Here is a 23,621-nt window from a genome sequence, read left to right on the forward strand (position 1 = left end):
CTACGCGCGTCGTTCACAGATTCCGCAAGGGGAGCCAGACATGCCGTTGAACCGCCGGAAGTTCCTGGGGAAGTCCGCCGTGACCGGGGCGGGGGTGGCACTGGCCGGTGCGGTCTCGGCGCCGGGTGCGCAGGCGGCCGAGGCGCGTGGTGAGACGAAGCGGGGCGTGAAGCGGTACGCGTTCACCGTGATGGGGACGACGGACCTGCACGGCAACGTCTTCAACTGGGACTACTTCACGGACAAGGAGTTCGACGACAAGGACCACAACGACATCGGTCTGGCGAAGGTCTCCACTCTGGTGAACCGGATCCGTGAGGAGAGGGGCCGCCGCAACACGCTGCTCATCGACGCGGGCGACACGATCCAGGGCACGCAGTTGTCGTATTACTACGCCAAGGTCGACCCGATCACCGCCAAGGGCGGTCCGGTGCACCCGATGGCGCAGGCCATGAACGCCATGGACTACGACGCGGCGGCGCTGGGCAACCACGAGTTCAACTACGGCATTCCGGTGCTGCGGAAGTTCGAGCAGCAGTGCCGTTTCCCGCTGCTGGGCGCGAACGCGCTCGACGCGAAGACGCTGCGGCCGGCTTTCGCGCCGTACAGCATGCACCGGCTGCGTACGCCGTTCGGGCGGGATGTGAAGGTGGCGGTGCTGGGTCTGACCAACCCGGGGATCGCGATCTGGGACAAGGCGAACGTGCAGGGGAAGATGACGTTCCCGGGTCTGGAGGAGCAGGCGGCGAAGTGGGTGCCGAGGCTGCGGTCGATGGGCGCGGACGTCGTCATCGTGTCGGCGCACAGTGGTTCGTCGGGGACGTCGTCCTACGGTGACCAGTTGCCGTACATCGAGAACGCGGCGGGTCTGGTGGCGGAGCAGGTGCCGGGGATCGACGCGATCCTGGTCGGGCACGCGCACACGGAGATCGCCGAGTACTTCGTGACCAACAAGAAGACCGGCAAGCAGGTCGTGCTGTCGGAGCCGCTGAAGTGGGGGCAGCGGCTGACGCTGTTCGACTTCGAGCTGGTGTGGGCGAAGGGCTGCTGGAAGGTCGAGAAGGTGGGCGCGAAGGTCCTGAACTCCAACACGGTGGAGGAGGACCGGAAGATCGTGCGGCTGCTGTCGGACGAGCACGAGAAGGTCGTGGCGTACGTCAATCAGGTCATCGGGACGAACGCGGCGGAGATGACGTCGGCGGAGGCGCCGTACAAGGATGTGCCGATCATCGACCTGATCAACCACATTCAGGCGGACACGGTGAAGCAGGCGCTGGCGGGCACGGCGCACGCCTCGCTGCCGGTGCTGTCGCAGGCGGCGTGTTTCTCGCGCAGTGCGCGGATCCCGGCGGGTGAGGTGACGATCCGGGATGTGGCGGGTCTGTATGTCTTCGAGAACACGCTGGAGGCGCGTCTGATGACGGGTGCGCAGATGAAGGCGTATCTGGAGTTCTCGGCGAACTATTTCGTGCAGACGGCGCCGGACGCGCAGGTGGATCCGGCGAAGCTGACGAACGCGAACGGCACGCCGGACTACAACTACGACGTGGTGAGCGGGCTGGCGTATGAGATCGACATCGCCAGGCCGGCCGGTTCGCGGGTGACGAATGTGACGTTCGGCGGGCAGCCGCTCGCGGACGACGCGAAGTTCGTGTTCGCGGTGAACAACTACCGGGCCAACGGCGGCGGGAACTTCCCGCATGTCGCCGCTTCGCAGCTGCTGTGGTCGAACTCGGACGAGATCCGCAACACCATGATCGCCTGGGTGAAGGCGAAGGGGGCCGTCGATCCGGCCGAGTTCGCGGCGGTGGACTGGAAGCTCACGCGGAACGGCTCGCCCGTCTTCTGAGCGCTTTGAGCGTCATCACCTTCGGTCCACGAGCGGGGTCAGTGCCGGTGCTTCCCGGGGCGGCGGCACCTGCTGGCGTTGTGTGAGGCCGAAGGTGGTGAAGGCGGTGCGGCGCGGCAGGGCGTACGCCTCCCTGCCCGTCAGGGAGTTGAGGATGATGGCGCTGCGCCAGGCGGCGAGGCCGAGGTCGGGGGCGCCGACGCCGTGGGTGTGGGTTTCGGCGTTCTGGACGTATGCCGTGCCGGTGACGGACGGGTCGAGGACGAGGCGGTACTCCTCGTCGATGCGTGGGCGTTCCCGGCTGTCGCGGCGCAGGTAGGGGTCGAGGCCGGCGAGGACGCGGTCGAGGGGGCGTTCGCGGTAGCCGGTGGCGAGGACGACGGCGTCGGTGGTGAGCCGGGAGCGGCTGTCCTGCGTGCTGTGCTCCAGGTGGAGTTCCACTTTGGTCGTGGCGACGCGGCCGGCGGTGCGGACGTGGACGCCGGGGGTGAGGACGGCGTCGGGCCAGCCGCCGTGCAGGGTGCGGCGGTAGAGCTCGTCGTGGATGGCGGTGACGGTGGCGGTGTCGATGCCTTTGTGGAGTTGCCACTGGCCGGTGATGAGCCGGTCGCGGGCGGTTTCGGGCAGGGCGTGGAAGTAGCGGGTGTGGTCGGGGGTGAAGTGTTCCAGGCCGAGCTTGGAGTACTCCATGGGGGCGAAGGCTTCGGTGCGGCCGAGCCAGTGGAGTTTCTCCTGGCCGGGCGGCCTGTTCCGGAGCAGGTCGAGGAAGATCTCGGCGCCGGACTGTCCGATGCCGACGACTGTGACGTGCTCGGCGGCGAGGAGGGTGGCCCGGTGGTCGAGGTAGTCGGCGGCGTGTACGACGGGGACGCCGGGTGCCTGGGCGAGAGGCTTGAGGGGTTCGGGGACGTGGGGCTCGGTGCCGATGCCGAGGACGACGTTGCGGGTGTAGGTGCGGCCGAGGGCTTCGGCTTCTCCGTCGGCGTCGAGTTGGGTGAAGTCGACTTCGAAGAGGTCGCGTTCGGGGTTCCAGCGGACGGCGTCGACCTGGTGGCCGAGGTGGAGGCCGGGGAGGCTCTCGCCGACCCAGCGGCAGTAGGCGTCGTACTCGGCGCGCTGGATGTGGAAGCGCTCGGCGAAGTAGAAGGGGAAGAGCCGCTCGCGGGACCTGAGGTAGTTGAGGAAGGTCCAGGGGCTGGTGGGGTCGGCGAGGCTCACCAGGTCGGCGAGGAAGGGGACTTGGATGGTCGCGCCTTCGATGAGCAGGCCGGAGTGCCAGCCGAAGGCGGGGCGTTGGTCGTAGAAGACGGTGTCGAGTTCGCCGAGCGGGTGGGCGAGGGCGGCGAGGGAGAGGTTGGCGGGGCCGATGCCGATGCCGACGAGGTCGCGGGGGGCGTCGGGCTGGTGGTGCGGGTGGGGCGTCGGGTCGGGGGTGGGTGCGGGGTTCATCGGGGGGTGTGTCCTTCCACGAGTGTGGCTCGGCGCGTTGCCACGTGGTGCAGCAGGGCGGCGAGGTCGTCGGGCCCGGTGGCGGGGTTGAGGAGGGTGGCCTTGAGCCAGAGCCGGCCGTCGAGACGGGTCCGGCCGAGGACGGCGCGGCCGTCGGTGAGGAGCGCGCGGCGTACGGCGGCCACGTCGGCGTCGGTGGCGCCTTCGGGCCGGAACAGCACCGTGCTGATGACGGGCGGCGCGTGGAGTGTGAAGCCGGGGTGGTCGTGGACGAGGGCGGCGAACTCCCGGGCTCGGGCGCAGGTCTGGTCGACGAGTGTGCCGAGGCCGGCGCGGCCGAGGGTCTTGAGGGTGACGGCGAGTTTGAGGGCGTCGGGGCGGCGGGTGGTGCGCAGGGACCGGCCGAGCAGGTCCGGGAGGCCGGCCTCGGTGTCGTCGGTGGCATTGAGGTAGTCGGCGCGCTGTCGCAGGGCGGTGAGGTCGCGGGGGTCCTTGACGGCGAGGAGGCCTGCGGCGATCGGCTGCCAGCCGAGTTTGTGCAGGTCGAGGGTGACGGTGTCGGCGGCGTGGAGTCCGGTGAGCTGGGCGCGGTGGCGGGTGCTGAACAGGAGGCCTCCGCCGTAGGCGGCGTCGATGTGCAGCCGGGCGCCGTGGGCCGCGCAGCGGGCGGCGATCTCGGGCAGCGGGTCGATGAGGCCGGCGTCGGTGGTGCCGGCGGTGGCGGCTACGAGCAGCGGGCCGGGCAGGCGGGTGAGGGTTTCGTCGAGCGCGGCGGGGTCGAGTGTGCCGGCCGGGGCGGGCACGACTGCGGGTTCGGGCAGTCCGAGCAGCCAGGCGGCCCGGGTGAGTGAGTGGTGGGCGTTGGTTCCGCACACCAGCCGCACGGTTCCGCCGTACGCCTCCCGGGCGAGGAGGAGGGCGAGCTGGTTGGACTCGGTACCGCCGGTGGTGACGAGGGAGTCGGGGTCTTCGGGCGCTTCGTGCGGGCGGCCGTCGCTGTAGATCTCCCTGGCCAGTGCCCTCGCGACCAGTGTCTCCAGTTCCGATGCCGCGGGGGCCTGGTCCCAGGAGTCGAGGGAGGGGTTGAGGGCGGAGGCGGCCAGGTCTGCGGCGGTGGCTACGGCCAGGGGTGGGCAGTGGAGGTGGGCGGCGCACAGGGGGTGTGCGGGGTCGGCGGCGCCTTCGGCGATGGCGTGGACGAGGGTGCGCAGGGCGTGTGGGTCGCCCTGGTCGGGGAGGATCTCTCCCGCTGTCTCACGCACGCGGGCCGCGACCGCCTCCGGGCCGCCCGCCGGCAGCGGTCCGCCGCGCGCGCGGGCGCCGGTGTCCAGGGCTTCGAGCACGGTGTCGAGCAACGGCCGCAGGGCGCGTGGGCCTTCGGGACCTGAGGCGAGGGGCGGCGTGCTCATGGGCGTCCTCCGGGGAGCGGGGCGACGCGCCCGGGATGCCCAACGACCGGACCCGGGTGGAGGTACTTCCGTGTGGGGAGAACCTGTTGGGGTCCGGCCGTCTCAGCCCTGGGAGGAGTGGGGCGCCGGGGATGTGCCCGGCGCCGACGGCCCTACGTCCGCGGGACCTGCCGCACCCGCAAGGCCCGGGCCAGGTCGTCCAGTTGGTCGACGAGCTTGCGGTGCAGCGCCGGGATCGGTTCGGCGTCGCGCAGGGACTCCTGGCCCAGGCGGAGGTGCTCCGCGTCGACCGCGTGGGCGGGGAAGGCCGAACGGCCGACGGCCGTGGCGATGGCGGGGCCGCGGCGGCCGGCGACGGTCACCGCGTCGGTGTAGTAGCGCGGCACGTACGCGCGTACCAGATCGGCCTGTTCGGGCTGCCAGAAGCCCGCGGCGGTGGCGGTGAAGAGGTAGTTGGACAGGTCGTCGGTGCCGAACATCGTCTGCCAGGCGCGGGCTTTGGCCTCCGGGTCGGGCAGCGCGGCCCGGCAGTGGGCGGCGCCCTCCTGGCCGGTGGCGCTGGGGTCGCGTTCCAGCTCGGCGGCGATGGCGGCCTCGTCGGTGGCGCCGAGGACGGCGAGCCGGGCGAGGACGCGCCAGCGCAGCTCGGGGTCGAGCTCGGGGCCGCCGGGGACGGTGCCGTCGGCGAGCCAGGCGGCGATGGTGTCGGGGTGGGCCGCGACGTCGATGCGGTGGCGTACGGCGATCAGGCGCAGGCCGGGGTTGTCGCCGTCCTCGGTGCGGCGGATGAGGTCGCGGCACAGGTCGGAGAGGGTGGCGAGCGCGGCGGGCCGCTCCTCGGGGGTGAGGTAGTGGTCGGCGATGTAGGTGGAGGCGAAGGCGAGCACGCCTTGGACGACGGCGAGGTCCGTCTCGAGCGGGAGGTGGGCCCGGGCCGTCTCCAGGTAGGCGGCGGGGGCCAGTTCGCCGTCGCGGACGGCGTCGCGCAGGGCGTTCCAGACGACTGCGCGGGTGAGTGGTTCGGGAAGGCCGGACAGTTCCTTGCGGATGGTCTCGAAGGACTCGGGGTCGAAGCGGACCTTGGCGTAGGTCTGGTCGCCGTCGTTGAGGAGGAGCAGGGCCGGGCGTTTGCCGATGGGGTGGGCTTCGTTGCGCGGCAGGTCCAGGTGGAGGCGTTCGCGCAGGGCGAGGTGCCCGCCGTCGTCGCCGAGGTCCCGGTCGTACAGGCCGACGGCGATGTGGTGCGGGCGGCTGCCGGCGTGGTCAACGGTGAGGGAGCAGGTGCCGTTGTCGCCGGGGGCGATCTGGGGGGTGAGGGTGTCGACGCCGGTGGTGCGCAGCCAGGCGTCGGCCCAGGCGTGGACGTCGCGTTCGGTGGCGCCGGCGAGGGAGTCGATGAAGTCGGCGAGGGTGGCGTTGCCGAACCTGTGCCGGGCGAAGTGGGTGTTGATGCCGGCGAGGAAGTCCTTGTCGCCGAGCCAGGCGACCAGCTGCCGCAGGGCGCTGGCGCCCTTGGCGTAGGAGATGCCGTCGAAGTTGAGCAGGGCGGAGGCGGTGTCGTCGACGGCCTCGGGGGCGACGGGGTGGGTGGAGGGGCGCTGGTCGGCGTCGTAGCCCCAGGCCTTGCGGTTGACGCCGAAGTCGGTCCAGGTGTCGGTGAAGCGTGTGGCCTCGGTGAGGGTCTGGTAGCCCATGTACTCGGCGAAGGACTCGTTCAGCCAGATGTCGTCCCACCACTTGAGGGTGACGAGGTCGCCGAACCACATGTGGGCCATCTCGTGGGCGATGACCATGGCGCGGGTCTGGCGTTCGGTGTCGGTGACGGCGGAGCGGTAGACGAACTCGTCGCGGAAGGTGACGAGGCCGGGGTTCTCCATGGCTCCCGCGTTGAACTCGGGGACGAAGGCCTGGTCGTAGGAGTCGAAGGGGTAGGGCTCGTCGAACTTCTCGTGGTAGCGGTCGTAGCACGCGCGCGTGACGTCGAGGAGTTCGTCGGCGTCGGCGTCCAGGTAGGGGGCGAGGGAGCGGCGGCAGTGCAGGCCGAAGGGCAGGCCTCGGTGCTCGGTGCGCACGGAGTGCCAGGGGCCGGCGGCGACGGCGACGAGGTAGGTGGAGATCAGCGGTGTGGGGGCCGCCTTCCATACGCCGTCGGTCTGTTCGGTGATGCCGTTGGCGAGGACGGTCCAGCCTTCGGGGGCCCGGACGGACAGCTCGAAGGCGGCCTTGAGGTCGGGCTGGTCGAAGGCGGCGAAGACGCGCTGGACGTCGTCGAGGAACAGCTGGGTGTAGACGTACGTCTCGCCGTCGGTGGGGTCGGTGAAGCGGTGCATGCCCTCGCCGGTGCGGGAGTAGCGCATGCGCGCGTGTACGCGCAGTTCGTGCTCGCCGGGGGTGAGGTTCTTCAGCGGGAGCCGGTTGCCGTCCAGGGCTTCCGGGTCCAGAGAGTGTCCGTCGAGGGTGACGGAGCGCAGCTCGTCCGGCCTGACCTCGACGAAGCTGTCTCCGTGGGTGCGGGCGCTGAACCTGATCAGGGTGCGGGAGTCGAAGGTCTCGTCGCCGGTGGTCAGGTCGAGTTCGATCGTGTAGCGGTGCACGTCGAGGAGCTCTGCTCGGGTCTGCGCTTCGTCGCGCGTCAGTACGGACATGCGTGACATGCTGCCTGATGGCACTGGCAAGGCACAGGGGCGGATCGGTACGTGCCCAATGTCCGGTCTAGGTGCGGTCCTTTTCCAGCTCCCCGGCGTGCGCCCCCAAGGGTCGTTGGGTCGGTACGTGCGCGTCAGGATGTGGCAGTGCGGGGCGTGGGGGGTGTACGGCGGCCTCGGTGTGCTCCCGTACGAGGGCGCGCAGTCGGCGCACTTCCCGTTCCAGGGCGAGGTGCCGCTGCTGGGCGTCGTAGAGGTAGCGGACCTTGGTGCGCAGGGCCCAGGGGTCCACGGGTTTCATGACGAGGTCGGCGACGCCCAGGCGGAAGGCGGCGGTGGTCAGTTCGTGGTCGGCGCCGAAGCCGGTCAGCAGGAGCACGGGGATGTGCTGGGTCTGTTCGACGCGTCGCATGTAGCGGACCACTTCGAGGCCGCTGACGCCGGGCATGCGCACGTCGAGCAGCAGCAGGCCGACCTGGCCGCGGAGCACCTGCTTGAGCGCCTCGTCGCCGCTGGTGGCCCGGCCGAGGAGATAGCCCAGCGGGGCCAGGGCGCTTTCCAGTGCGTAGAGCGTGTCCTCGTGGTCGTCGACGATGAGGATCCTGGTATCCGACGGCATGGCCCGACGCCCCTCCCTCGTGGAGGACCAGAGTAAGTCCGGGACACTGACGCGCAGTGCTCGTCAGCTGACATGCTGTGCACGCAGCATGCCCCGCGCGGGCCGCCGTGTCACTCCTTTGGGAGCGGTCGTCCGTGGTCAGTTGCCGCCGGACGTCGTCCGAGGTCAGTTGCCGCCGGAGGCGGAGCCGTTGAGGGTCTCGTCGGCGATGCGCTCGTGGTGGCGGATGACCTCGGCGACGATGAAGTTCAGGAACTTCTCAGCGAAGGCCGGGTCCAGTTTGGCGTTCTCGGCGAGTGTGCGCAGCCGGTCGATCTGGCGGGACTCGCGGGCCGGGTCGGCGGGCGGCAGCTGGTGCCTGGCCTTGAGGTGGCCGACCTGCTGGGTGCACTTGAAGCGCTCGGCGAGCATGTGGACGACGGCCGCGTCGATGTTGTCGATGCTGTCGCGCAGCCGGGCGAGCTCCTCGCGGACGGCGGCGTCGACGTCACCGGTTCCGGTGTTGCTGGTGGTCATGGTGCGTCAGCCTACGGGGAGGAGGCTGAGCCGCCGCACGCCGTCTCATGCCTCGGCGGCGTCGAGCCGCTTGTGGAAGTAGACGTCCTCGTGTCCGCCGGGCATGCCCTGGATGCGGGCCCGTTCCCGGTAGCCGAGCCGAGGGTAGAAGCCGGGCGCCTGGAAGCTGTATGTGGAGACGATCATGTCGGTGCAGCCGCGCCAGGCCGCTTCGGCCTCCGCCGCGCGTATCAGCCGGCCGCCCCAGCCGGCGTGCCGCTGGTCCTCCCGCACCCAGAGCATGTCCACGGAGCACAGGCTGCCCCAGGTCCAGGCGGTGAGGCCGCCGATCAGCTCGCCGGTCCCGTCGGTGACGCGGACGGAGAGGGGCTCTGTGACGGCCCCGTCGGCGGCGGCGGTGTTGAAGGCGGTCAGCTCCTCGTCGAGCCGTGTTTCGAGGTCGTCGTCCTGGCCGCCCACCCGGAGCTCGGCGGCGACGGTGCGCTGTTCGCTGCTCACGGCCCGGATTCTGCCAGGCGGCGTCCGGGCGGGACGACCGGTTTTCGCGGCGGCGGGGCGGGCCCGGGGCGTCACACTTTCGTACAGTGGAACCGGCTTTCGAACAGTGGAACCTGGTTGTGGGGCGTCTTGGGGGTGAGGCGTGGCGAACGACGGGCCGGTCGAGCACGGCTACCCGCATCTGGAGACGGTGCGGGCCGCCATCACGGCGTTGTACAAGCGTCTGTCGTACGACACGATCCAGACGTTCGAGACCAGCGTGGTCCCGGCCGATGTGGCGTTCTGCGACACCGACGACCTGTATCTGGGGGCGCAGCGGGTTGCGCACGAGCTGGTGCGGCACTACCGGCTCCCGGACGCCCGGCTGATCGTGAGCTTCCGGGAGATGCGGCACGCGGCGAACGTCGAGCTAGCGGCCGGGCCGGAGTACTTCGTGGAGCTGAACGACCGGTTCCGTACGCATCGGCGGGACATCGGGGCGGCGCTCGCGCACGAGGTGATGCATGTGTACCTGCACCGCCTGGACCTGTCCTTCCCGGGCGTGAGGGACAACGAGATCCTGACGGACACGGCGACGACGTATCTGGGGGCGGGCTGGCTGCTGCTGGACGCGTTCCGGGAGGACGGGGCGTCGTCTCAGAAGCTGGGGTATCTGACGCCCGAGGAGTTCGGGTACGTGCTGGCCAAGCGGGCGCTGGTCTTCGGGGAGGACCCGTCGGTGTGGTTCACCAGCGCACAGGCGTACACGGCGTATGTGAAGGGCATGGAGCTGGCCCGGCGCGATGAGCAGCAGCCGCCGCTGACGGCGGCGGGGTGGGCGGGGCGGCGGCGGTACGCCCGGGACCGGCGGCACGCGCCGGCGGGGGCGCCGCCGCAGCCGGGTGTGCGGTACCGGTTCTCTCCTGATGGGGGTGGGAGGTTGCGGGTGTCGTTTCCGTGTCCTACGTGTCATCAGCGGATTCGGGTGCCGGTGCGGGGGCGGGTTCGGGCGCGGTGTGCGTTGTGCCGGAGTGTGTTGGAGTGCGACACGTAGGTGTGCGCGGGTGTGCGCTGGGGGCTCCGCCCCCAGACCTGGGGCCTACGCCCACCCGCCGTCCGAATCGGTTGGGCGAGAAGAACCCTCGCCTTTCCTACGCCCCGTAGACGGCCGCGGGCTCTCCCGCCGCTGCCAGCAGCTTCCGTGCCGCCTCCCCCGCCTCGGCCGGGCTCCACCGCCCGCCCTTGTCCGCGCTGGGCCCCGGCCTCCAGCCCTCCATCACCGTGATCCGGCCGCCCTCCGCCTCGAAGACGCGGCCCGTCACCCCGGCGCTCGCGGCTGAGCCGAGCCAGACGACCAGGGGGGAGACGTTCTCCGGGGCCATCGTGTCGAAGCCGGAGTCGGGTGCCGTCATGGTGTCGGCGAAGGTGCGCTCCGTCATCCGGGTCCGGGCGGCGGGGGCGATCGCGTTGGCCTGGACGCCGTAGCGGTGCAGTTCGGCCGCCGCGACCAGCGTCAGGGCGACGGTCCCGGCCTTCGCGGCGCTGTAGTTGCCCTGTCCGACGGAGCCCAGCAGACCGGCGCCGCTGCTGGTGTTGACGATGCGGGCCTCGGGGCGGCGGCCCGCCTTGGCCTCGGCCCGCCAGTGGGCGGCGGCGTGCCTCAGGGGCAGGAAGTGGCCCTTGAGGTGGACGCGTATGACGGCGTCGAAGTCGTCCTCGTCGAGGTTGACCAGCATCCGGTCGCGCAGGAAGCCCGCGTTGTTGACGAGGGTGTCGAGCCGGCCGTACGCCTCCAGGGCGGTTCGGATCAAGGAGGCGGCGCCCTCGGTCGTGGCGATGTCGCCGGCGTGCGGCACGGCCTCGCCGCCCGCCGCGCGGATCTCCTCGGCTACCAGGGCGGCCGGGCTGCCGGGGCCGGGTGTGCCGTCGGCTCCGGGGGTGCCGTCGAGGCCGACGCCGAGGTCGTTGACGACGAGGCGGGCGCCCTCGGCGGCGAACGCGAGGGCGTGCGCGCGGCCGAGTCCCCGTCCGGCGCCGGTGACGACGACGACCCGGCCGTCGCAGAGTGCGTTCATCTCACAGCTCCTTGTTCGCGGTCGCGGCGTCCAGGAACGCGGGGTGCTCTCCGCCCCCGTGGACGTGCAGGCTCGCCCCACTGATGTAGGCGGCCGCGTCGGAGGCGAGGAACACCGCGGCCGCGCCGACGTCGGACGGCTCGGCGAGACGGCCGAGCGGGACGGTGCGGGAGACGGCGGCGATGCCGTCCCGGTCGCCGTAGTGGAGGTGGGACAGCTCGGTGCGGACCATGCCGACGACGAGGGTGTTGACCCGGATGCCGGGCGCCCACTCCACGGCCATCGAGCGGGCGAGGCTCTCCAGGCCCGCCTTGGCGGCACCGTAGGCGGCGGTGCCGGGCGAGGGGCGGCTCCCGCTGACACTGCCGATCATGACGATCGAGCCCTTGGCGCGCCGCAGGTGGTCGTACGCGGCGAGGGACACGGTCAGGGGGGCCACCAGGTTGAGCTCCACCACGCGCGCGTGCCGCTCGGCGTCGGCCGCGGTGAGCAACCGGTGCGGTGCGCCGCCCGCGTTGTTGACCAGGACGTCCACCCGGGGCAGGCCGGCGAGAACACGGCGGACCGCCTCGGGGTCACGTACGTCCAGCGGCACGAACTCGGTCCCGGGCTGCGGCACTTCCGGGGCCCGGCGGGCACAGACCACGACCTTCGCACCGGCCCGCACGAAGGCACGCGCGACGCCGGCACCGACGCCCCGGGTGCCACCCGTGACGACGGCGACCTTCCCGTCCAGCTCCATGCGCTGCTACCTTTCCACCTAACAAACGTTTGGTGGAAAGGTAGCTGATGCGGCCATGGGTGTCTCCACCTCGTGCGCGGAAAAGGGCATAGCCGTTGTCACGGTCGACTTCCCGCCGGTGAACGCCCTGCCGGTGGCCGGCTGGTTCGCGCTGGCCGAGGCGGTGCGGGCGGCCGGGCGCGACCCAGAAGTCCGGTGCGTGCTGCTGACGGCCGAGGGGCGGGGGTTCAACGCGGGTGTGGACATCAAGGAGTTGCAGGCGGACGACGAACTGCACGGGGCGCTGATCGGCGCGAACAGCGGCTGCGCCGAGGCCTTCGCGGCGGTGTACGAGTGCGAGGTACCGGTCGTGGCGGTCGTACAGGGCTTCTGCCTGGGCGGCGGCATCGGCCTCGTGGGGAACGCGGACGCGATCGTGGCGAGCGAGGACGCGGTGTTCGGCCTGCCCGAGCTGGACCGGGGCGCCCTGGGCGCGGCCACGCATCTGGCCCGGCTGGTCCCGCAGCACCTGATGCGCGCCCTGTACTACACCTCGCGCACGGCGAGCGCGGCCGAGCTGCACGCACACGGCTCGGTGTGGCGGGTGGTGCCGCGTGACGCCCTGCGGGCGGCGGCGTCGGAGCTGGCCCGGGAGATCGCCGCCAAGGACGGAAGGCTGCTGCGCCTGGCCAAGGCCGCGCTCAACGGCATCGACCCCGTCGACGTGCGCCGCAGCTACCGCTTCGAGCAGGGCTTCACCTTCGAGGCGGGCCTCAGTGGTGTGAGTGCGCGGGTGCGCGGCGCCTTCGGAGGCGCCGGGAAGGACACCGGGAAGGAGGGGACACCGTGAGCGACAAGACGATGACCGCCGACGAGGTCGTCTCCCGTCTGCACAGCGGCATGACCCTCGGCATCGGCGGCTGGGGCTCGCGCCGCAAGCCGATGGCCCTGGTCAGAGCGCTGCTGCGGTCCGGGATCACCGATCTCACCGTCGTCTCGTACGGCGGCCCGGACGTGGGCGTGCTGGCCGCCGCCGGGCGGATCCAAAAGCTGGTCACGGCCTTCGTCACCCTCGACTCGATCCCCCTGGAGCCGCACTACCGGGCGGCCCGCGAGCGGGGGGCCTTCGAATTGGCGGAGGTCGACGAGGCGATGTTCATGTGGGGGCTGCGCGCGGCGGCGAACCGGCTGCCGTTCCTGCCGGTGCGGGCCGGGCTCGGTTCGGACGTGATGCGGGTCAACCCGGACTTGCGGACGGTCACTTCGCCGTACGAGGACGGGGAGACGTTCGTCGCGATGCCCGCCCTGCGGTTGGACTCGGCCCTGGTGCACGTCAACCGCGCGGACCGGTCGGGAAACGGCCAGTACCTGGGCCCCGACCCCTACTTCGACGACCTGTTCTGCGAGGCGGCCGACACGGCGTACGTCAGCTGCGAACGGATCGTCGACACGGCCGAGCTGACCAAGGCGGGCCCGCCTCAGAGCCTGCTGATCAAGCGTCACACGGTCACCGGGGTCGTCGAGGCCCCGCACGGCGCGCATTTCACCTCCTGCGCGCCCGACTACGGCCGGGACGAGGCCTTCCAGAAGACCTACGCGACCACACCCTGGCCGGAGTTCGCGGCCCGCTTCCTCGCCGGGGACGAGCAGGCGTACCGGTCGGCCGTGGAGGCCGTAGAGGCTGGAGAGGAGGGGGCATGAAGGAGGTCACCCGCGCCGAGTACTGCGTGATCGCCTGCGCCGAGGCCTGGCGGGGCGACGGCGAGGTGCTCGCCAGCCCCATGGGGCTGATCCCCTCCGTGGGCGCCCGGCTGGCCCGGCTCACCTTCGCGCCCGACCTGCTGCTGACCGACGGCGAGGCGCTGCTCGTCCGCCCGGACGGGACGGCGGAGGGCTGGTTGCCGTACCGGCAGCATCTGGCCCTGGTCACCGGCGGGCGGCGGCACGTGATGATGGGCGCGAGCCAGATCGACCGGTTCGGCAACCAGAACATCTCCTGCATCGGCGACTGGCAGCGGCCGAGGCGGCAGCTGCTCGGGGTGCGCGGCGCGCCGGTCAACACGCTCAACAACCCGACGAGTTACTGGATCCCGAGGCACTCCCGGCGGGTCTTCGTCGAGCGGGTCGACATGGTCTGCGGCGTCGGGTACGACCGTGCGGCCGGAGCGCGGCACCACCGCATCCCACGGGTCGTCTCCGACCTGGGCGTCTTCGACTTCGCCACCCCCGACCGCTCGATGCGGCTGGCCTCGCTGCACCCGGGTGTCACGGTGGAGGAGGTCAGGGAGGCGACGGGCTTCGAGCCGGCCGTCCCGGACGAGGTGCCGCCGACCCGTGAACCGACCGCCGAGGAGCTGCGGCTGATCCGCGAGGTCGTCGACCCGGCCGGCACCCGCGCCCGGGAGGTCGCCTCGTGAGGGAGACGGCACTGACCCGGCTGACCGGCGTCCGCCATCCGATCGTGCAGACCGGGATGGGCTGGGTGGCGGGCCCGCGCCTGGTCAGCGCCACGGCGAACGCGGGTGCCCTCGGCATCCTGGCCTCCGCGACGATGACGCTCGACCAGCTGCGCACGGCCGTACGGGAGGTCCGGGCCCGTACCGACGCGCCGTTCGGGGTGAACCTGCGCGCCGACGCGGCGGACGCGGGCGACCGCGTCCGGATCCTGGTCGAGGAGGGTGTGCGGGTCGCCTCCTTCGCCCTGGCCCCGTCCCGGGAGCTGATCGGCGAGCTCAAGGAGGCCGGAGTGGTCGTCATGCCGACCGTGGGGGCGCGGCGGCACGCCGAGAAGGTGGCGGCGTGGGGCGCGGACGCCGTGCTCGTGCAGGGCACGGAGGGCGGCGGGCACACCGGGGAGGTGGCGACGACGGTGCTGCTGCCGCAGGTGGTCGACGCCGTGGACATACCGGTGGTGGCGGCGGGCGGGTTCTTCGACGGGCGCGGGCTGGTCGCGGCCCTCGCCTATGGCGCGGCGGGTGTGGCGATGGGCACGCGGTTCCTGCTCACCTCGGACTCGACCGTGCCGGACGCGGTGAAGGCACGGTATCTGGCGGCGACCGTACGGGATGTGACGGTCACCCGGGCCGTGGACGGGCTTCCGCACCGCATGCTGCGGACGGAACTGGTCGACGCGCTGGAGCGCTCGGGCCGGGTGCGGGGTGCTTTCCACGCGGTCCGCAGAGCGGCGGGCTACCGGAGGCTGTCCGGCACGAGCTGGCGCCGGATGCTCCGGGACGGCCGTGCGCTCCGGCACGGCAAGGAGCTGACCTGGGGCCAGGTCCTGCTGGCCGCGAACACCCCGATGCTGCTCAAGGCGTCCATGGTGGACGGCCGTACGGATCTGGGGGTGATGGCGTCGGGACAGGTCGCCGGGGTGATCGACGACCTGCCGTCCTGCGCGGAGCTGGTGGAGCGGATCGTGAAGGAGGCCGAGGACGCCTGCCGACGGCTCACCACCCCTCGATGACGGCTCACAGCCTCTCGATGATCGTCACGTTGGCCTGTCCGCCGCCCTCGCACATGGTCTGCAGGCCGAACCGGCCGCCGGTGCGCTCCAGTTCGTGCAGCAGGGTGGTCATCAGCTTCACGCCCGTGGCGCCCAGCGGATGCCCCAGGGCGATGGCACCGCCGTTGACGTTGACCTTGTCCGGGTCCGCGCCGGTCTCCTTGAGCCAGGCCAGGACGACCGGGGCGAAGGCCTCGTTGATCTCGACGAGGTCGATGTCGTCGATCGCCATGCCGGTCTTCTTCAGGGCGTACGCGGTGGCCGGGATCGGGGCGGTGAGCATCCGGATCGGGTCCTCGCCACGCACCGAGAGATGGTGCACGCGCGCGCGTGGTGTGAGCCCGTGGTCGCGCACGGCCCGCTCGGAGGCCAGCAGCATCGCGGCCGCCCCGTCGGAGACCTGCGAGGAGCAGGCGGCGGTGACCGTGCCGCCGTCGAGAACCGGCTTGAGTCCGGCCATCTTCTCCAGAGAGGTGTCCCGACGGGGCCCCTCGTCGGCCGTGACCTCCCCGTACGGCACGGTCTCGCGGCCGAAGCGGCCCCCGTCGATCGCCCGCGCCGCCCGCTGATGGGACCGCAGCGCGAACTCCTCCTGGTCCCGCCTGCTGATCCCCCACTTCGCGGCGATCATCTCGGCGCCCACGAACTGGTTCACGGGCTTGTCCCCGTACCGCGCCCGCCAGCCCGCGCTGCCCGCGAACGGCCCCTGAGTCAGCCCCAACGGCTCGGCCGCCTGCCGGGTGGCGAAGGCGATGGGGATCATCGACATGTTCTGCACACCGCCGGCGACCACCAGGTCCTGGGTGCCGGACAGCACGGCCTGTGCCGCGAAGTGCACGGCCTGCTGCGAGGAGCCGCACTGCCGGTCGACGGTCACGCCCGGCACCTCCTCGGGCAGCCCGGCCGCCAGCCAGCAGGTCCGCGCGATGTCCCCGGCCTGCGGCCCCACGGTGTCCAGACAGCCGAGGACGACGTCCTCCACGGCGGCCGGGTCGACGCCCGAGCGGCGCATCAGCTCCCCCAGGGCGTGCGCGCCGAGGTCGGCCGGGTGGACCGCGCTCAGTCCTCCCCCGCGCCGCCCTACGGGCGTCCGCACCGCTTCGACGATGTAGGCCTCGGCCATGATGACTCCCTCACAGACAATGGCTATTCGCGTACGGCGATCCCGTCCAGCACCATCGACAGGTACTGCCGGGCGATCTCCTCCGGGCTGTGCTGTCCGCCCGGGCGGTACCAGGACGCGGCGACCCAGACCGTGTCGCGCACGAACCGGTAGGCGAGCCGGACGTCGAGGTCGGCGCGGAAGACCCGCTCGGCGACGCCGCGCTCCAGGGTGGACAGCCACGCCTTCTCGAATCGGCGCTGTGACTCGGCGAGGAACGCGAACCGCTCCTGCGCCACGAGCTGCTTGCTCTCCTTCTGGTAGATCGCGACGGCCGGGCGATGCCGGTCGATCTCCCGGAACGACTCGGTGACCAGGGCCTGAAGCGTCTCTCGGGGGCCGAGCCCGGCGTCCAGGACGGCGTCGTAGCCGTACCAGAGCTCGTCGAGGAAGGTGCGCAGGATCTCCTCCAGCATCGACTCCTTGGAGTCGAAGTGGTAGTAGAGGCTGCCCGCGAGCATGCCCGCGTGGTCCGCGATCTTGCGGACGGTGGTGGCGTTGTAGCCCTGCTCGGCGAAGACCTCGGCGGCGGTGCCGAGGAGTTCGCCACGGCGGTCGCGAGCGGCGGCGGTCGCGGGGGCTCTTCGGCGGTCACCTGGGGCTTCTTCTTCGTAGGAGGCACGGGTCCATTGTCGTCCTAGGCGTGCCGGCTGCTGACGGACACCACTTCTCCGGTCATGTACGAGGAGTAGCCGGAGGCCAGGAACACGATCACGTTGGCCACCTCCCAGGGCTCGGCGTACCTCCCGTAGGCCTCGCGTGCGGTCAGTTCGGCGAGCAGTTCGGGCGTGGTCACCTTCACCAGGTGCGGATGCAGGGCGAGGCTGGGTGCCACGGCGTTGACCCGGACCCCGTAGCCGGCCGCCTCGACCGCCGCGCAGCGGGTCAGCGCCATCACGCCGGCCTTGGCGGCGGCGTAGTGGGCCTGTCCGGCCTGGGCGCGCCAGCCGACGACGGAGGCGTTGTTGACGATCACACCGCCCTGGGTCTCCCTCATATGGCGGAGGGCGGCCCGCACGCACCGGAAGGTGCCGTTCAGCGTCACGTCCAGGACGCGGGACCACTGGTCGTCGGTCATGTCGACGAGCTGCGCGGTCCCGCCGAGACCGGCGTTGTTGACCACGACGTCGAGGCGCCCGTGCGCCCGCACGGCCGTCTCGAAGAGCGCGCGCACCTGTGCCTCGTCGGTGACGTCGCAGGGCACGGCGGCGACCGACGCGGTGCCGAACTCGGCGGCCAGCTCCGCCTCGTGCTCCTTGAGCCGCCGTACGTGCGCGTCGCTGATCAGCACGCGCGCGCCCTCCTCCAGGAGGCGCCGTGCCGTGGCCCCGCCGATCCCCGCGCCGGCCGCCGCGGTGACGACGGCGGTCCGGCCCGCCAGCAGGCCGTGACCGGGCACGTACGTCGGACTCTCGACGTCTGTCATGGGCTCACGCTAACCTACCAAACACTTGTTAGGGAAGGAGGGCGGTCATGGACCTCGCGTTGCCCCCTGCGGACGAGGAGTTCCGCAGCGAGGTGCGGGAGTGGCTGCACACGCATGTGCCGCGCGAGCCGCTGCCCTCGCTGGAGACGTCGGAGGGTTTCGCCGCGCACCGCGCGTGGGAGGCGGAGCTGGCGGCGGACCGCTGGTCGGTGGTCAACTGGCCGTCGGTGTACGGCGGCCGGGACTCCGGTCTGCTGCGGTGGCTTCTCTTCGAGGAGGAGTACCACGCGGCGGACGCCCCCGGGCGCGTCAGTCAGAACGGCATCCATCTGCTCGCCCCGACCCTCCTCGACCACGGCAGCGAGGCGCAGCGGGCCCGGGTGCTGCCCGCGATGGCCTCCGGCGAGGTGATCTGGGCGCAGGCCTGGTCGGAGCCCGAGGCCGGTTCGGACCTGGCGTCGCTGCGGGCCAGGGCCGTGCGCACGGACGGCGGCTGGTTGCTGAGCGGGCAGAAGACCTGGTCCTCGCGCGCCGCGTTCGCCGACCGCGCGTTCGGCCTGTTCCGCAGCGACCCACAGGCCCCGAGACCCCACCAGGGCCTGACGTATCTCATGTTCGGCCTGCGCGCCCCCGGTGTCACGGTCCGCCCGATCGCCCGGCTCGACGGCAAGCCGGCCTTCGCGGAGCTGTTCCTGGACGACGTCTTCGTGCCCGACGAGGACGTGATCGGCGCCCCCGGCCAGGGCTGGCGGATCGCGATGTCGACGGCGGGCAACGAACGCGGGCTGATGCTCCGCTCCCCCGGCCGCTTCCTCGCCGCCGCGCGACGGCTGGACGGGCTGTGGCGGGAGCGGGGTGCCCCGGTGTCCGCGCGGGACCGGGTGGCCGACGCCCTGATCGGCGCGCGTGCCTACCAGCTCTTCACGTACGCGGCGGCCTCCCGTTTCCTGGACGGCGAGGCAGTCGGCCCGGAGTCGAGCCTCAACAAGGTCTTCTGGTCCGAGCTGGACATCGCGCTTCAGGAGACGGCCCTCGATCTCCTCGGCCCGGAGGGCGAGATGGCGGACACCGACTGGGCGGAGCGGTACGTCTTCGCGCTCGCGGGGCCGATCTACGCGGGCACGAACGAGATCCAGCGCGACATCATCGCCGAGCGCCTGCTCGGCCTGCCGAAAGGGCGCCGCTGATGCCGGGGGCTCCGCCGGGGCCGAGGACCGCGCCGACGCCGACGCCGAGGGCACCGGAGGGGCCGCGAGCCTTTACCGGAGCGGCTGACCCGGCTGATTCCGCTGATCCGGCTGACACCGAAGGGGCTCCTGTGCGCTTCCTCCTCGATCCCGAGCAACGCGCCTTCGCCGCGTCGCTGGACGCCCTGCTCACTCACGCCGACACACCGGCGGTGGTGCGGGACTGGAGCCGGGGCGACCATGCGAACGGGCGGGCGCTGTGGTCCCGGGTCGCGGAGGCGGGGGTGTTCGCACTGGCGGTCCCGGAGGCGCACGAGGGGCTGGGGCCGCGCCCCGTCGAACTGGCCGTCGCGTTCGTGGAGCTGGGCCGCCACGCGGTACCGGGACCGCTGGTCGAGACGATCACGGCGGCGGTACTCCTCACGGGAGCCGGCCCGGGCCCCGCCGAGCGGCTGCTGCCGGCACTGGCGTCCGGCGGGACGATGGCGACGGTGGCCCCGCCCGGCCCGGGCGCGCCACGAGGGCGGCACGGCGAGCCCGGACCGCAGGGGACTCACGACCCCCAGCCGAAGCGCAGGCATGGACCGCATGCGTCGCATGAACCTCACAAGCCTCCCCGGTCACAGCCCCCGCAGGGCCCGTACGCCCTGGACGGCGACGCGGCCACCCTCCGGCTCTCCTGGGGACCCGACGGCATCCGCCTCTCCCCCGGCCACGGCCCCGTCCGCCCCTCCCTCGACCCCGCCCGTCGCCTCACCCCCCTCACCCCTGGCGGCGAGGTCATCGGCACCGCCACGGACCAGGCCCTCCCCTGGGCCCGGCTCGCCACCGCCGCCCAGGCCCTCGGCGTAGGCCTCGCCCTCCTCGACAGAACCGTCGCGTACGTCAAGCAGCGCAGCCAGTTCGGGGTACCCGTCGGCTCGTTCCAGGCGGTCGGGCACCGGCTGGCGGACGCGAAGATCGCCCTGGAGTTCGCGCGCCCGCTGGTGTTCGGCGCCGCGCTGACCATGCGGCCGGCCGATGTCGCCGCCGCCAAGGCCGCCGCGTGCGAGGCGGCGTACGGCACCGCCCGTACCGCGCTGCAGTTGCACGGCGCGATCGGCTACACGGCGGAGTGCGACCTGTCGCTGTGGCTGACCAAGGCCCGGGCCCTGCGCACCGCCTGGGGCGACCCCGGGGAGTGCCGGGCCCTGGTCGTCAGTGCGGCCGGTGATCGCCGCTGGTGATCTCCCGGTACTCCTCCACCGTCGGCTTCTCGATCCGCGCGTCGGGCCCGAACATGGCCTTGGCGAGCCGGGCCCGCAGCCGCTCGGACCGTCTGACCTTGCGGCGGACCCCGCCGGCGTCGACCTCGGCCCCGATCTCGTACGGCGGGATCTGCTCGTGCTGGGTGAGGGTGAACAGCTCGCTCTGCGCGAGGGGCTCGTGCAACTCGATGTACTCGCCGTTCGTCAGCCGTTTGATCGTGCCCGTCTCCCTGCCGTGCAGCACCTTGGCGCGGTCGCGGCGCTGGAGGCCCATGCAGATCTTCTTCGTGACGATGAAGGCGACGACCGGCAGCACGAACACGCCGATCCGCACGAACCAGGTGATCACGTTGATGGACAGATGCAGATGGGTGGCCACGATGTCGTTGCCGCCGCCGATCAGCAGCACCGCGTACAGGGTCAGCCAGGCCACGCCCAGGCCGGTGCGCACGGGCGCGTTGCGCGGCCGGTCCAGGATGTGGTGCTCGCGCTTGTCGCCGGTGATCCACGCCTCGATGAAGGGATAGAGGCCGAGGGCGAGCAGGATCAGCGGGAAGAGCGAGAAGGGGATGAACACGCCGAGGACGAGCGTGTGCCCCCAGAGGTTGATCTCCCATCCCGGCATCACCCGGATCAGGCCCTCGGAGAACCCGAGGTACCAGTCGGGCTGGGCGCCCGTGGTGACGAGGTCGGGGCGGTAGGGGCCGAAGGCCCACACGGGGTTGATCTGGGCGATCGCGCCCATCACCGTCAGGACGCCGAAGACGAGGAAGAAGAAGCCGCCCGCCTTGGCCATGTAGACCGGCAGGAAGGGCATCCCTACGACCGACCGCTCCTTGCGTCCGGGGCCCGGGAACTGGGTGTGCTTGTGGTAGAAGACCAGGATCAGATGGGCGGTGACCAGGCCCAGCATGATTCCGGGCAGCAGCAGGATGTGGACCGGGTACAGCCTGGAGATGATGTCCTCGCCCGGGAACTCCCCGCCGAAGAGGAAGAACGACAGATACGTCCCGACGATCGGGATCGACAGGATCGCGCCCTGCGCGAAGCGGATGCCGGTGCCGGAGAGCAGGTCGTCGGGGAGCGAGTAGCCGGTCAGGCCGGTGATGATGCCGAGCATCAGCAGGGTCCAGCCGAAGAGCCAGTTGAGCTCGCGCGGCTTGCGGAAGGCGCCCGTGAAGAACACCCGCATCATGTGCACCAGCATGCCGGTGATGAAGACCAGCGCCGCCCAGTGGTGGATCTGCCGGATCAGCAGCCCGCCGCGCACGTCGAAGCTGATGTCCAGGGTGGACTCGAAGGCCCTGGACATGAGCACGCCGTTGAGCTCGGTGTAGGAGCCGTTGTAGACGACCTCCTGCATGCTCGGCTCGAAGAACAGGGTGAGGTAGACGCCCGTGAGGATCAGCACGATGAAGCTGTAGAGGGTGACCTCGCCCAGCATGAAGGACCAGTGGTCGGGGAAGACCTTGCGCATGTTGGCCTTGGCCAGCCCGAAGAGCCCGAGCCGCCCGTCCGCCCAGTCGGCGAGCTGCTCGCCCTTGCCGGCGGGTGGTCTCCTGCGAGCGGAGGCCGTCCCGTACACCCGTCGTGCGCCGTCGTCGCCCATACGTCGTCGCCTCCCCGTCGGATCCTTCCCAGCGTGGCACGGCATCGCAGCGGTGCAAATGGGGCGTAATAACGGATAGGCCAAGGGGACGAGCGGGTGACCGGGCCGGGCCGGCAACTCCTCAGGCCGGCCGCACGATGCCCTGGGCCCGCGCGGCCACCAGCCACTTCGGGAACTCGCCCACCAGCCGGTCGTACAGCTCGGCGTCCGGAACCCCGCGTGGGTTTTCACCCGCGTGGAAGAACCCGGCGTTGTCGACGTTCCGCTTGCCCGGCACGGCCAGCTCGTCCAGCTTGCGCAGGAAGTCGAACTGCTTGCTGTCCGGGTCGCCGAAGCCGATGAACTGCCAGAACAGCGGAAGCCTCGCCGCCTTGCACAGGTACCGCTCGGCGGCGAGCTTGTTGATGGGGCCGCCGTCGGTCTGGAAGATCACGAGGGCGGGCTCCGTCGCGCCGCTGTCGAGGTAGTGGTCGATGACGGCGTCCATGGCCAGGTGGTAGCTGGTCCTGCCCATGTGCCCGAGCCCGGCCACGATCCGTTCGATCCGCCCCTGGTGGCCGGCCAGGTCGATCGTTGTCTCGGCGTCGATGTCGGTGGAGAAGAACACGACCGGCACGGTGCCGTCGTCGTCCAGGTGCGCCGACAGTCCGAGCACCCGGTCGGCGAGCGCCTGCACACTGCCGTCCTTGTAGTACGGCTTCATCGAGCCGGAGTGGTCCACCACGAGGTAGACCGCGGCGCGCAGCCCGTCGAGACCGTGCTTCGTGAGGGACACGCCGGCGCTCTTGTAGAGGTTCACCAGCGCGGGAGCGGTCTCCTGGACCTTGCTCAGACTGATCGCGACCATGGCCCTACCCTCCCACTCCTGGCGGAAGGCCTCACTCCTCGGCGACCACTCCGTCGCTCAGTTCCAGCACCCGGTCTGCCAGGCCGAGGAGTTGGGGATCGTGGGTGGCGACCAGGGCTGTGACGCCCTCGCTGCGGACCACGGCCCGCAGCAGTTCCATCACCGCAAGGCCGGTCGCGGCGTCGAGCTGACCGGTCGGCTCGTCGGCGAGGAGCAGGGCCGGGCGGTTGGCGAGGGCCCGGGCGATGGCGACCCGCTGCTGCTGTCCGCCGGAGAGCTCGGCGGGCCGCTGGGTCTCGTGGCCGGCGAGGCCCACCAGGCCCAGGAGCAGCGCGACCCGCTCGTCGCGTTCGCGCGGTTCGGCCCGGCGCAGCCGCAGCGGCACGCCCACGTTCTCGGCGGCGGTGAGGATGGGGATCAGCCCGAAGGACTGGAAGACGAATCCGATCCGGTCCCGTCGCAGTTCCAGCAACTCGTGCCCGCTCAGCGCCGACAGGTCGGTGCCGCCCACGACGACACGGCCGCTCTGCGGGGAGTCGAGGCCGCCGATCATGTGGAGCAGGGTCGTCTTGCCGGAGCCCGAGCGGCCTTTGAGGGCGACCAGTTCACCGCGCCGGACGGCGAAGGAGGCCCCGCGCAGGGCGTGCACGGTCGCGGCACCCGTGCCGTAGGAGTGGTGCAGGTCCGCCACCCGCAGCATCGGCTCGTCGGACGCGTCGTCGGCGAGGGCCGCACCGGGCCCCGGGCTGGTGTTCTCGGTCATCACCGCATCTCATACGGAACCGGCCCGGATGGTCAAGAGTGGAAAACCCGCCTTCGAACTCATGTGCCGGGCCGGTAACTCCGTGATATGCATGCCGAGTTGGGGAAAGAGCGGC

General features: G+C 71.6%; 21 protein-coding genes and 1 pseudogene. 8 read left to right on the forward strand and 14 right to left on the reverse strand.

The window, feature by feature from the left end; all coding sequences use genetic code 11:
- Window positions 1–40 precede the first annotated feature (40 nt).
- Window positions 41–1,849 (forward strand): bifunctional metallophosphatase/5'-nucleotidase, encoded by a 1,809-nt coding sequence (locus ACQEV8_RS11105; RefSeq protein WP_432959413.1) that lies wholly within the window; start codon window positions 41–43, stop codon window positions 1,847–1,849.
- A 15-nt stretch (window positions 1,850–1,864) separates the two neighbouring features.
- Here the strand turns inward: ACQEV8_RS11105 and ACQEV8_RS11110 are convergent, their stop codons facing one another.
- The 6 genes from ACQEV8_RS11110 to ACQEV8_RS11135 form a co-directional block, all read right to left on the reverse strand.
- Window positions 1,865–3,298 carry a lysine N(6)-hydroxylase/L-ornithine N(5)-oxygenase family protein gene (locus tag ACQEV8_RS11110; protein WP_432959414.1) on the reverse strand — a complete coding sequence of 478 codons (1,434 nt, stop codon included), beginning with the start codon at window positions 3,296–3,298 and terminating at the stop codon, window positions 1,865–1,867.
- Window positions 3,295–4,707: a pyridoxal phosphate-dependent decarboxylase family protein gene (locus tag ACQEV8_RS11115; protein WP_432959415.1), complete on the reverse strand. Its 1,413-nt coding sequence runs from the start codon at window positions 4,705–4,707 to the stop codon at window positions 3,295–3,297. The genes ACQEV8_RS11110 and ACQEV8_RS11115 overlap by 4 nt, the downstream gene beginning before the upstream one ends.
- A gap of 152 nt (window positions 4,708–4,859) precedes the next feature.
- Window positions 4,860–7,352 (reverse strand): aminopeptidase N, encoded by a 2,493-nt coding sequence (gene pepN / locus ACQEV8_RS11120; protein ID WP_432959416.1) that lies wholly within the window; start codon window positions 7,350–7,352, stop codon window positions 4,860–4,862.
- Window positions 7,353–7,419: 67 nt separating this feature from the next.
- The gene (locus ACQEV8_RS11125) at window positions 7,420–7,971 is read right to left on the reverse strand and encodes a response regulator (RefSeq protein WP_432959417.1); all 552 of its coding nucleotides are present in this window, start codon (window positions 7,969–7,971) and stop codon (window positions 7,420–7,422) included.
- Window positions 7,972–8,136: 165 nt separating this feature from the next.
- Complete coding sequence (locus tag ACQEV8_RS11130) at window positions 8,137–8,487, reverse strand: chorismate mutase (protein WP_432959418.1); 351 nt, start codon at window positions 8,485–8,487, stop codon at window positions 8,137–8,139.
- A gap of 45 nt (window positions 8,488–8,532) precedes the next feature.
- Window positions 8,533–8,985, reverse strand: a complete 453-nt coding sequence (locus ACQEV8_RS11135; protein WP_432959419.1) for a GNAT family N-acetyltransferase — start codon at window positions 8,983–8,985, stop codon at window positions 8,533–8,535.
- A gap of 142 nt (window positions 8,986–9,127) precedes the next feature.
- Between ACQEV8_RS11135 and ACQEV8_RS11140 the strand changes: the two genes are divergently transcribed.
- A complete protein-coding gene (locus ACQEV8_RS11140) occupies window positions 9,128–10,018 on the forward strand; it encodes a hypothetical protein (protein WP_432959420.1) in 891 nt (296 codons plus the stop codon).
- Between the two features lie 97 nt (window positions 10,019–10,115).
- Here ACQEV8_RS11140 and ACQEV8_RS11145 read toward each other — a convergent pair whose 3' ends face one another.
- Both ACQEV8_RS11145 and ACQEV8_RS11150 read right to left on the reverse strand, forming a co-directional pair.
- Window positions 10,116–11,039 carry an SDR family oxidoreductase gene (locus ACQEV8_RS11145; protein ID WP_432959422.1) on the reverse strand — a complete coding sequence of 308 codons (924 nt, stop codon included), beginning with the start codon at window positions 11,037–11,039 and terminating at the stop codon, window positions 10,116–10,118.
- Window position 11,040: 1 nt separating this feature from the next.
- Window positions 11,041–11,781 (reverse strand): SDR family oxidoreductase, encoded by a 741-nt coding sequence (locus tag ACQEV8_RS11150; protein WP_432959423.1) that lies wholly within the window; start codon window positions 11,779–11,781, stop codon window positions 11,041–11,043.
- A gap of 55 nt (window positions 11,782–11,836) precedes the next feature.
- Between ACQEV8_RS11150 and ACQEV8_RS11155 the strand changes: the two genes are divergently transcribed.
- The 4 genes from ACQEV8_RS11155 to ACQEV8_RS11170 are packed head-to-tail and all read left to right on the forward strand — an operon-like array spanning window position 11,837 to window position 15,226.
- Window positions 11,837–12,610 carry an enoyl-CoA hydratase family protein gene (locus tag ACQEV8_RS11155; protein ID WP_432959424.1) on the forward strand — a complete coding sequence of 258 codons (774 nt, stop codon included), beginning with the start codon at window positions 11,837–11,839 and terminating at the stop codon, window positions 12,608–12,610.
- A complete protein-coding gene (locus tag ACQEV8_RS11160) occupies window positions 12,607–13,461 on the forward strand; it encodes a CoA transferase subunit A (protein ID WP_432959425.1) in 855 nt (284 codons plus the stop codon). The genes ACQEV8_RS11155 and ACQEV8_RS11160 overlap by 4 nt, the downstream gene beginning before the upstream one ends.
- A complete protein-coding gene (locus ACQEV8_RS11165; RefSeq protein ID WP_432959427.1) occupies window positions 13,458–14,177 on the forward strand; it encodes a CoA-transferase subunit beta in 720 nt (239 codons plus the stop codon). Before ACQEV8_RS11160 ends, ACQEV8_RS11165 begins: the two co-directional genes overlap by 4 nt.
- The gene (locus ACQEV8_RS11170; RefSeq protein WP_432959428.1) at window positions 14,174–15,226 is read left to right on the forward strand and encodes an NAD(P)H-dependent flavin oxidoreductase; all 1,053 of its coding nucleotides are present in this window, start codon (window positions 14,174–14,176) and stop codon (window positions 15,224–15,226) included. The genes ACQEV8_RS11165 and ACQEV8_RS11170 overlap by 4 nt, the downstream gene beginning before the upstream one ends.
- A gap of 4 nt (window positions 15,227–15,230) precedes the next feature.
- Here the strand turns inward: ACQEV8_RS11170 and ACQEV8_RS11175 are convergent, their stop codons facing one another.
- The 3 genes and pseudogenes from ACQEV8_RS11175 to ACQEV8_RS11185 form a co-directional block, all read right to left on the reverse strand.
- Window positions 15,231–16,388 carry an acetyl-CoA C-acetyltransferase gene (locus ACQEV8_RS11175; RefSeq protein ID WP_432959430.1) on the reverse strand — a complete coding sequence of 386 codons (1,158 nt, stop codon included), beginning with the start codon at window positions 16,386–16,388 and terminating at the stop codon, window positions 15,231–15,233.
- Between the two features lie 23 nt (window positions 16,389–16,411).
- Window positions 16,412–17,049: pseudogene (locus ACQEV8_RS11180) on the reverse strand (TetR/AcrR family transcriptional regulator).
- A 15-nt stretch (window positions 17,050–17,064) separates the two neighbouring features.
- The gene (locus ACQEV8_RS11185) at window positions 17,065–17,853 is read right to left on the reverse strand and encodes an SDR family oxidoreductase (RefSeq protein ID WP_432959432.1); all 789 of its coding nucleotides are present in this window, start codon (window positions 17,851–17,853) and stop codon (window positions 17,065–17,067) included.
- A gap of 47 nt (window positions 17,854–17,900) precedes the next feature.
- Here ACQEV8_RS11185 and ACQEV8_RS11190 point away from each other — a divergent pair, with 47 nt between their 5' ends.
- Window positions 17,901–19,040, forward strand: coding sequence for an acyl-CoA dehydrogenase family protein (locus ACQEV8_RS11190; RefSeq protein ID WP_432959433.1), 1,140 nt, complete (start codon window positions 17,901–17,903; stop codon window positions 19,038–19,040).
- Window positions 19,041–19,171: 131 nt separating this feature from the next.
- The gene (locus ACQEV8_RS11195; protein ID WP_432959434.1) at window positions 19,172–20,266 is read left to right on the forward strand and encodes an acyl-CoA dehydrogenase family protein; all 1,095 of its coding nucleotides are present in this window, start codon (window positions 19,172–19,174) and stop codon (window positions 20,264–20,266) included.
- Here ACQEV8_RS11195 and qcrB read toward each other — a convergent pair.
- The 3 genes from qcrB to ACQEV8_RS11210 all read right to left on the reverse strand — a co-directional run bounded on the left by qcrB (window position 20,238) and on the right by ACQEV8_RS11210 (window position 23,506).
- Window positions 20,238–21,896 carry a cytochrome bc1 complex cytochrome b subunit gene (gene qcrB / locus ACQEV8_RS11200; RefSeq protein WP_432959435.1) on the reverse strand — a complete coding sequence of 553 codons (1,659 nt, stop codon included), beginning with the start codon at window positions 21,894–21,896 and terminating at the stop codon, window positions 20,238–20,240. The genes ACQEV8_RS11195 and qcrB overlap by 29 nt on opposite strands.
- Before the next feature lie 121 nt (window positions 21,897–22,017).
- The gene (locus ACQEV8_RS11205) at window positions 22,018–22,743 is read right to left on the reverse strand and encodes a vWA domain-containing protein (protein ID WP_432959436.1); all 726 of its coding nucleotides are present in this window, start codon (window positions 22,741–22,743) and stop codon (window positions 22,018–22,020) included.
- A 31-nt stretch (window positions 22,744–22,774) separates the two neighbouring features.
- The gene (locus ACQEV8_RS11210) at window positions 22,775–23,506 is read right to left on the reverse strand and encodes an ABC transporter ATP-binding protein (protein ID WP_432959437.1); all 732 of its coding nucleotides are present in this window, start codon (window positions 23,504–23,506) and stop codon (window positions 22,775–22,777) included.
- Window positions 23,507–23,621 lie beyond the last annotated feature (115 nt).

It is taken from the genome of Streptomyces sp. CA-179760 (assembly GCF_050937045.1).
In the GTDB taxonomy this organism is placed as follows: domain Bacteria; phylum Actinomycetota; class Actinomycetes; order Streptomycetales; family Streptomycetaceae; genus Streptomyces.